Here is an 8,317-nt window from a genome sequence, read left to right as displayed (position 1 = left end):
TCCATCGCCAGTGTCGCCCGCCGGTTCCGCTTCGCTCCACCTGCGGCCAACACTGGCGATGGACGCGTCAATGCACTAACAATCCCAGCGGACCACTCGGTGGGGGCCGGTCAATGTCATGATCGCTATGAGTGGCAGCGCATCGAAGCCGGCCTTCTGAATTGACGACGCCAGTGCGATCAATCGCATCCTTTTGGGATGTGCAAGAGATTTCATGAGCGCCACCTCAAGTTGGCCGAGAAATCGAGCGCTTGCGCCGATTTCCTGGACAGCTCGATAAACTTTTTGGCCAAGACGCACGTGAAATGGGGGAGTTTTGATTGGCGGGACATCGCGGTCGGCCATGGCCGAGCCCACCAGCGCGAACAGATCAGCAAGATTGGCGGGCAGGTCTGCGGTAAATGCCGCATTGGGTGCGAGAGTCAGGATGGCGAGCGCGCCTGCGCTGTCTATCCTTCCCAGGTTTCCGAAGTCGCTTGAGAAGGAGAGGTTCGAGGGACTCAGAACATGCCCGGAAAGGCCTGCGATCGACATCGCTGTCCAGTCACCTTCAACGACCAACGTTGAAATGCCATCTCCTTCGCGAACGAAGATGTTCGGTGCTGTGCGCGCATTCATCGCAGCAAGTCTCCAACCGGTGTCGGGAGAGCGGATCGCCCGTGGCAACTCCCTCTCCCATAACCCGTCATCGAGCGGATCATGCCAGCAAGCGGGACCACTGACCCCACACATTTAACCATGCCGATCCACACATCGCGCCTTGCCTCAATGACATTATGTAAACGTCACCGTAGCGTTATATCAGGTCGCTTGCAAGGAGTATGCTGCGCACAAATCGGCCGACAGATCGTTTGAATAAGCACAGGATACTCTTGCTAAGGTTAGATAAAATTGTCAGTTGAAATCCCTATGAGATTCTTTCTGAACCGATATCGCACCTTAGAGTTCATATTAACGACACTCGTAGGTGACATTAAATCTTTGCTTGCACTTGCCATCCCAGGCCGAGTGATTTTTGCAGGGCGATCCATGACAGCGTGAGCGCCGCCTTTCCCCGGACGAGGTCGGTTGCCGCCTGCTGCTGTTTGCGAAGCGTGCGATTTAGGTCGGCGCGCGAGATCACTCCGCCGGCAAATCGTTGTCGATCAAGATCGGCTGCGCCATCTGCCTGGGACTTGATCTGCGCGAACGCCACCAGGGCAGAGCGCTGCTGGCTAAAGCGCGACAACGCGCGCTCGGCGTCCTGAAGTGCAGAAAGCACCGTCTTTCGATAGTTGGCAACTGCCTCGGCACGGACGGCGCTCGCCTGATCGACCGAGGCATCGACCCTTCCGAAATCGAGGAAGTTCCACTGCAACTGTGGAATGGCGAGAATTGACGGATTGCTCACATCAAAGAGATCGTCTGGCGACGTTCCGCCAAGTCCCAAGATTCCCATGAATGACAGCTTCGGAAATCGTGCAGCCTCCGCAACACCGATCCGAGCCGTTGCTGCCGCCAGGCTGCGTTCGGCCGCGCGGATGTCGGGCCGACGTGCGACAAGGTTGGAGGGGTCGCCCACGGCGACCTGTTCCGGCGGGAGGGGAACATCGAAGATCTGTTTCAGCGCTTCGTCCGTTGTCCCTGGGATCTGTCCAGCTAGAATGGCAAGCGCATCGAGCAATACCGCCGTGTCAGCTTCGGCCTCGGCGAGCTGAGACTTGAGCAGCTCGAGCTCGGCATTTGCATTGCCGAGAGGGAACAGGGGCAACACGCCTTGCTGATACCGTTGATAGGTTAGCGAGAGGGTTTGCTGCTGCAACTCGCACTCGGTTCGGTACGCTTTGGCTCGAAACTGGGCCTCGCGCAGGTTGACATAGGCATTGGCAACTTCGGCGGTCAGCTGGACCTTGGCATCCTCCACATTGGCAACCGCTGCCGCGGCCTGAGCGTTGCCGGCCTCGATCCGTCGCTGCGTTCCTCCTGCGAAATCCAGCTCCCAGTTAGCGTTGAGCCCGAGATTGTAGACACTGAGGCTATCATCCGCCTGTCCCTGCGGACTAACAGGCGCGCTCGCCGAAGGCGGGGCACTGTTCTGAATATCAAGGCCCGGCAAGCGGCCCTGAATAGCCGTCGCCTGGGTTCCAAGCGTCGGAAATCTTCCGGCCTTCTCCTGTCTCACGGATGCCCGCGCCTGCGCAATCCGCGCTTGCGCAGCCTGAAGCGAAGGATTGTCCGATAACGCAGCCTCGATAAGCCTGGTCAATTCCGGATCGTTCAAAAGGAGCCACCACTCTGCCAGCTCGGGCTCGGTATCGATGATGTTACCGCCGGCACGGACAAAGCCGTCATTTCGGTTCGCCGAGAATACTTCTGGAGGCCCGGCGTAGTCTGGGCCCGCAACACAACCGGCCAGCAGAAACGAGGCGAGAAGCGATATTACAGATTTTCTTATCATGTCAGGCTCAGTGCATCGAAAGGGAAACATTCTTGGGAAGCGGCTTCAAAAAGATGACCAAAGGAACGGTCATTAAGGTCAGGACGCCCATCACCAAGAATACATCATTGTAGGTCATTACGAACGCGTCCCGCTGGATGGTCCGGCCTAGCATCGACATGGCACCCTCCATCCCGCCGAAGCTTTTCGCGAGTTCATCAAGATAAATCTGGAGTGAAGCACTGTTGGCATTCAGCGTCTCTTCCATGCGCCGGCTATGGTGCCAGATCCGCTGGTCCTGAAACGAAGCCAGTCCGGCCAAAGCGAAAGATCCTCCGAGATTTCGAGCGGCGTTAAAAATACCGGAGGCATCGCCAGCATCTGTCTTTGCCACCGAGGCTACGGTAGCCTGGTTCAGGAACATCATGGCCAGAATCATGCCAACACCCCGAATAAGCTGGCTTTCGATGAATACGGCGCCCCCAGATTCCGCGGTGAGGCTTATGCTGACGAAACAGCTGGCCGCCATCAGAAGCATTCCGACACCGACGGCAATGCGAATGTGGAGTCTGCGGATCATGAAGGGCAGGATCGGCATAAGCACAAAAGCCGGAATACCCATCCAAAATATAACGAGCCCGGTTTGAAAAGCGTTATAATCGGATATGATCGCAAGAAATTGGGGAATGACGTAGGTCGAACCATACATGACCATTCCCAGGGCGAGAGCCATCACCGCAACGCTTCCGAATTGGCGATTGAGAAGGAGGCGGAGTTTCAGGACGGGCTTCGACGCGTTCAGCTGCCCGTATATGAGTGAAGCGAAACCGATAACGGCAATGAGTGCCAGCCAGCGAATAAGAGCGGATTCAAACCATTCCTCGCGATGCCCCTCCTCAAGCAACACAGTCAAAGCGCCCAACCCCAGAATCAGGCCGGCAATGCCCGCCCAATCAGCATCGGTCAGATACTCCCACTTCGGCTCTTCGTGAGGAAGCCCGACGAATAGCAGCAGCAGCAGTACGGCGCAGATTGGAACATTGACAAAGAAGGCATAGTGCCAGCTCAAATTTTCGGTCAGCCAGCCACCGATCAGCGGCCCCATGACCGGACCCAGAATCACTGTCATGCCGAACAGCGCCATGCCGATCGGCTGTTGATGGGGCGGCAATCTTTTCGCCACGATGGTCATCGCAGTTGGTATCAGCGCACCACCCATGAAACCCTGACCCGTGCGACCGATGATCATGGTCGTGAGGTCGGTCGCCATACCGCAAAGAATTGAGAAGCCGGTGAACGCGGAAACCGCAATGATGAGCAGGTTTCGCAGTCCAAAAAGGCGTTCAAGCCAGGCGCTAAGCGGAATTACCACAATTTCGGCAACGAGAAATGCGGTGGCAATCCAAGTGCCCTCGGTGCCGCTGGCTCCGATTTCGCCCTGGATCACCGGAAGCGCGGAATTGACGATAGAGATATCGAGTGTTGCGAGCATGGCGCCAAGTGCACCCGCTGCGACCGCTATCCACGCGGTGATATCGGCATTCCGCCTTTCTGCAGTCGGAGTACCAGAGGCGCTGTTCGATGCCAACTCGGCGGTCATTTGTCGGTACTCGAGATCTCTTTCAGCTCTCCGGCAGCGTTTCGCGTGTCGACAACTGCCACAACCGACATGCCCGGGACGAGCAGACGACGCACTTTGGGCGAGGCTATTATCGCGATACGAACCGTTATCCGCTGAACAATCTTGGTGAAATTCCCTGTGGCGTTTTCGGGCGGCAGGATCGAAAATTCTGCTCCGGTTCCGGGCGAGATGCTCTCAACGCGTCCAGCAATCTCAAAGTCGGGAAGAGCATCGACCTCGAGCCTGACCGGTTGCCCCGCCCGCAAAAGGCCGACCTGCGTCTCCTTGAAATTAGCGATGACGTAGATTTCGTTTACCGGAACCACCGTCATCAATCGCTGACCGGGCTGAACGAATTGGCCGACCCTTACTGTTAGATCGCCAACGCGACCTCCCTTGCTGGCTCGCAGCAGAGTCGATGTGACATCTAGGTCGGCCGCTTCCAGCTGCGCGCGGGCCGCGTCAGCTTGGGCTTCGGTCTGGTCGATCTGTTTGAACAAGGTGGCCCTCCGACCGTTGGCAGCAGAGACTGCTGCCTGGGCAGCAACAAAGTCGGCGTGCGCTTGCTGCGCCTGTGTCTCATATTGTTGAAGCTTTTCTCGCGGCTCCGCACCGGTCGCGGCAAGGGGGCGATACCTCGCTACCTGCTCATTGGCGAGGTCGAGCGCCGCGCGCTTGGCGGCGAGTTGGGCCCGCGCCTGCCGAATCGCTGAGTCCTGTTCGGTTACTTGCGAGCGGATTGTGTCGGCGCCGGCCAGCGTCGCCGCAATTTGCGCACGCGCCTGTTGCGCCTGGGCTCTATAATCTCGCACATCCAGTTGCACGAGCGCCTCGCCGGGACTGACCCGCCCGTTCTCAGAGACGAGCACCGCGTCCACGTATCCGGCCACTTTTGATGAAACCACAACGCTGTCGGCCGCGACATAGGCGTTGTCGGTCGACTGCATGTACTGCCCATAGGTGACATGCCTGTAATACCACCAACCACCTGCAATCAGCGCAGCAGTGATGGCTATGATGAGGATGAGGCGAAATTTGGGTTGCGATTTCAGGCGGGATGCGGGCGCGCGATCCTGTTCCCGCTCATTTGGTTCGTCGGTCATCTGCCTCTTTCGAAGGATTTTGGACATGTGCTAAGTCGCTTCATGGCGTGGCGTAGACCGTTCCATCCGGTTAGTAAAATCGTTTAGTAATTTGCGTTTTGGCATTCCCACGAAACGGACTAGGCAGCGGTATGAACGCAAATCTCGACACAATGCCGCCACGGCTTCGCGAAGGCGCCCTCACCGACGACGACCGTATGCTATATTTGATGGACGAGATTAGTCGGGGGGCGAGGCGCGCTTATGACGCACGGATTGCCAAGATTGGCCTCAATCAGACGCAGTGGCGCATCATCGGACAACTTCTCCGCGAACCATCGTTGACGCAGGCCGGAATTGCCAAGCGACTAGAGTTGGAATCCGCCACGATCGGTCAAGCCGTCGCTGGCCTTTGTGGGAAAGGATTGATGGAAAGGCGACGAGCCAAAACGGACGGCCGGGCATGGCAGCTCATCCTGACCCAGGAGCTCGACAGGTTGTTGCCCCAACTGAGAGAATCCGCGGACGGGCTGCATAGGGTCCTATGGCGGAACGCCACGCGCGACGAAAAACGGACGTTGCTGGACATTCTTGTGCGGATTGCGTCGAATCTCGATCAGAGCCGGACCGATGCGGAATAGGACATATGCCTGGGTTCCGAGATAAACCGATAGGAGACATCGCACGCGCCGCCGAGATAGGACAGATTCTTGTCCGGCACGGCGCCAAAAGCCTGGCGGGCGCTCTCGGAGTCATTCCGCATCCGGCCAAGTCAATCGATCCAGGTGAATTGCGGCCGGCGGCGGTCGTCGCACTCCTGCGCGACATTGGTCCGGTCGGAATAAAGCTTGGACAGCTGCTGGCGACGCGCAGCGATCTGTTTTCCAGGTCCTGGATTGCTGCCTTCGCGACGCTCCACGATCAGGTTTCTCCGGTGCCATTCGAAGAAATCGAGCCCATCCTTGCCGCAAGCTGGGGAGCTGACTGGCGAGGGGAATTCACCCAATTCGATGAACAACCACTGGCTTCGGCTTCGGTAGCGCAGACCTACTCTGCTTCGCTGCTCGACGGCGCCGACGTTATCATAAAGGTGCGGCGTCCGGGCACTGCTGCGCGAATGGAGGCCGATGTGCGGCTCCTGACGCGCCTCGCCGCCGTTGCCGAGGATCGATCCCCTGAAATCGCCCGCTATCGCCCCGTAGAGTTCCTGCGAACCTTTGGCAGAAATCTTGCCTGGGAAATGGATCTGGCAGCAGAAGCTCGTGCATGCGAGCGTATCGGTGGCTATCTTGATACGCTTGGGATCAAGACTCCAACAATTCATTGGGAACTGACGGGGATACGGGTCAACGTCCAGGAGCGGCTGTATGGAACGCCCGCGTCTGCGATCGAGGCCGAATCGACCGACCCACGCGTGGCGGCGTTCGCGAGACAATATGCGAATGCAGTCCTGCGCATGATCATTCTGAATGGCGAATTTCATGGCGATCCGCATCCAGGCAATGTTTTCCTTATCGGGGAACAGGATGTGGGCTTTATCGACTTCGGATCGGTCGGCACTCTCACAAAGGCGAGGCGCGAGGAACTGGTACGACTTGTCATGGCTATAGCCGACGAAGACACAGCAGACGTCGCGAACGTGTTGCTCGAATGGGCTGGAGATCCGAAAGTTGACCGTGATGGGCTCACCCAGAATTTGGACCAGCTGATCGGTGAGTTCAGGGGAACGGTCCTTTCGGGGATTGAGTTCTCGCATATTTTCAGCCGCGTGTTCGATCTCCTGCGAGACTATCAGCTCGCACTTCCGCCTGATCTGGCGATCCTTCTTCGAACATTGCTCACGGCGGAAGGGTTTGCGCGTTCCTTTGCGCCTGACTATAATATCGGGGAGGAAACACGCCCCATCATGTTGGAGCTGTTCGCAGAAAGATTCTCCCTTGGCAGGAATCGCGCCAATTTAAAAAAAGTTCGCCGACAACTCCTCGCCCTAGCGGCGATCATGCCTGACCTTCTCGATAACGCCGCCGCTATAGCCAAGTCCGGGCATGTGCCTGTCCAGATTGATCCGGCAAGTTTTGAGAAGCTCGCAGCCATTCGCCGCGCGAGCCAGCCTGTCAAAGGTCCTGTGGCGGCCGCACTTATCGTCTCCGCGGCGCTGCTTGCGAATCAATCCTGGGTGCTTGCAAGTGTTGCAGTGGCTCTTGCCGGGTTGGTTCTTCTGCGCAAATGGCGATAAGATCGTTGCTCAGCTTGAACGGGCCAGCGTCCAATATCAGGCCAACTGAGAACTGGAGTTTATGATGACACTGCAGAAGCCAGTCGATCCGGTCCCCGCAGCCACCATGCTGTTGCTTCGCGACGAGCCGGAGTTCCAGGTGCTGATGGTCAAGCGGCATCACCAGATCGATTTTGCATCCGGCGCGCTGGTCTTTCCCGGTGGAAAGCCTTCTGCTGCCGATGAAGCGCCTGAATGGGCCGATTATTGCAGGGGCTGGAAAACGCTAGATCCTACGCAGCGCACCCTTCGGATTGCCGCGATTCGTGAAGCCTTTGAGGAAGCAGGCATCCTGCTGGCCGATCATCGCGACGGTAGCGAGTTCGAGGATATTTGCGATCTTGAAAGCCGCAAAGCCGTCGAGCGAGGCGAGCGCGAATTTTTCGACATTGTGCGCGAGGCCGATGTGCAACTGCGCCTTGATCGCCTGAGCGAGTTCGCGCGGTGGATCACGCCCAGCTTTATGCAAAAGCGCTTCGACACTCATTTCTTCGTCGTTCGCGCCCCAGAGCGCCAGATCGCAGCATGTGATGGATATGAAACCGTTGATGCGGAATGGCTTTCGCCAAGCAAAGCCCTGAAACTGGGTGTCAGCGGTGAACGAACGATCATCTTTCCCACGCGATTGAACCTGCAACTGCTAGCCGAAGCTGCGAGCGCAGACGATTGCGTCGCGCGGGCCAAGGCTCGCGAAATCGTGCCGGTCCTTCCAGAAGTCATCCAGCGAGACGGCAAGAACATCCTCACTATCCCCGCCGACGTGGGATACGGCACAGCCTTCGAAGTTATCAGCTGAGATAGAAGCAAGCAAGTGACCGGCCCCCACCGAGTGGTCCGCTGGGATTGTTAGTGCATTGACGCGTCCATCGCCAGTGTTGGCCGCAGGTGGAGCGAAGCGGAACCGGCGGGCGACACTGGCGATG

At 57.8% G+C, this 8,317-nt stretch carries 7 protein-coding genes and 2 pseudogenes; 4 read left to right on the top strand and 5 right to left on the bottom strand.

The window, feature by feature from the left end; genetic code table 11:
• Positions 1-79: pseudogene (locus FFS18_RS17250) on the top strand (integrase catalytic subunit); the annotation flags it as partial.
• Here the strand turns inward: FFS18_RS17250 and FFS18_RS17245 are convergent.
• The 4 genes from FFS18_RS17245 to FFS18_RS17230 all read right to left on the bottom strand — a co-directional run bounded on the left by FFS18_RS17245 (position 76) and on the right by FFS18_RS17230 (position 5,140).
• The gene (locus FFS18_RS17245) at positions 76-618 is read right to left on the bottom strand and encodes a hypothetical protein (RefSeq protein ID WP_137871787.1); all 543 of its coding nucleotides are present in this window, start codon (positions 616-618) and stop codon (positions 76-78) included. The pseudogene FFS18_RS17250 and the gene FFS18_RS17245 sit on opposite strands and share 4 nt — an antisense overlap.
• Positions 619-973: 355 nt before the next feature.
• A complete protein-coding gene (locus FFS18_RS17240) occupies positions 974-2,437 on the bottom strand; it encodes an efflux transporter outer membrane subunit (RefSeq protein WP_039575413.1) in 1,464 nt (487 codons plus the stop codon).
• 7 nt (positions 2,438-2,444) lie between these two features.
• Complete coding sequence (locus FFS18_RS17235; protein ID WP_095385529.1) at positions 2,445-4,016, bottom strand: MDR family MFS transporter; 1,572 nt, start codon at positions 4,014-4,016, stop codon at positions 2,445-2,447.
• Positions 4,013-5,140, bottom strand: coding sequence for an HlyD family secretion protein (locus FFS18_RS17230; protein ID WP_137871786.1), 1,128 nt, complete (start codon positions 5,138-5,140; stop codon positions 4,013-4,015). Before FFS18_RS17230 ends, FFS18_RS17235 begins: the two co-directional genes overlap by 4 nt.
• Before the next feature lie 131 nt (positions 5,141-5,271).
• Between FFS18_RS17230 and FFS18_RS17225 the strand changes: the two genes are divergently transcribed.
• From FFS18_RS17225 to FFS18_RS17215, 3 genes are all read left to right on the top strand, one after another.
• Positions 5,272-5,760 carry a MarR family winged helix-turn-helix transcriptional regulator gene (locus FFS18_RS17225; RefSeq protein WP_052208277.1) on the top strand — a complete coding sequence of 163 codons (489 nt, stop codon included), beginning with the start codon at positions 5,272-5,274 and terminating at the stop codon, positions 5,758-5,760.
• A 5-nt stretch (positions 5,761-5,765) separates the two neighbouring features.
• Complete coding sequence (locus FFS18_RS17220; protein ID WP_039575416.1) at positions 5,766-7,355, top strand: ABC1 kinase family protein; 1,590 nt, start codon at positions 5,766-5,768, stop codon at positions 7,353-7,355.
• A gap of 64 nt (positions 7,356-7,419) precedes the next feature.
• Entirely contained in the window at positions 7,420-8,190 is a 771-nt protein-coding gene (locus FFS18_RS17215; protein WP_054590306.1) for an NUDIX hydrolase, read from the top strand.
• 50 nt (positions 8,191-8,240) lie between these two features.
• On the opposite strand, the pseudogene FFS18_RS17210 reads toward FFS18_RS17215, so the two are convergent.
• Positions 8,241-8,317, bottom strand: a pseudogene (locus tag FFS18_RS17210) (integrase catalytic subunit); the annotation flags it as partial.

It is taken from the genome of Sphingopyxis sp. 2PD, from assembly GCF_005503695.1.
GTDB lineage: Bacteria > Pseudomonadota > Alphaproteobacteria > Sphingomonadales > Sphingomonadaceae > Sphingopyxis.
This window is presented reverse-complemented; position numbering and strand designations above follow the sequence as displayed.

Excerpts from the sequence above, each read along its gene's own strand:
- FFS18_RS17245 (WP_137871787.1), bottom strand. The coding sequence starts at position 618 with ATGAATGCGCGCACAGCACCGAACATCTTCGTTCGCGAAGGAGATGGC.
- FFS18_RS17240 (WP_039575413.1), bottom strand. The coding sequence starts at position 2,437 with ATGATAAGAAAATCTGTAATATCGCTTCTCGCCTCGTTTCTGCTGGCC.
- FFS18_RS17235 (WP_095385529.1), bottom strand. The coding sequence starts at position 4,016 with ATGACCGCCGAGTTGGCATCGAACAGCGCCTCTGGTACTCCGACTGCA.
- FFS18_RS17230 (WP_137871786.1), bottom strand. The coding sequence starts at position 5,140 with ATGACCGACGAACCAAATGAGCGGGAACAGGATCGCGCGCCCGCATCC.
- FFS18_RS17225 (WP_052208277.1), top strand. The coding sequence starts at position 5,272 with ATGAACGCAAATCTCGACACAATGCCGCCACGGCTTCGCGAAGGCGCC.
- FFS18_RS17220 (WP_039575416.1), top strand. The coding sequence starts at position 5,766 with ATGCCTGGGTTCCGAGATAAACCGATAGGAGACATCGCACGCGCCGCC.
- FFS18_RS17215 (WP_054590306.1), top strand. The coding sequence starts at position 7,420 with ATGACACTGCAGAAGCCAGTCGATCCGGTCCCCGCAGCCACCATGCTG.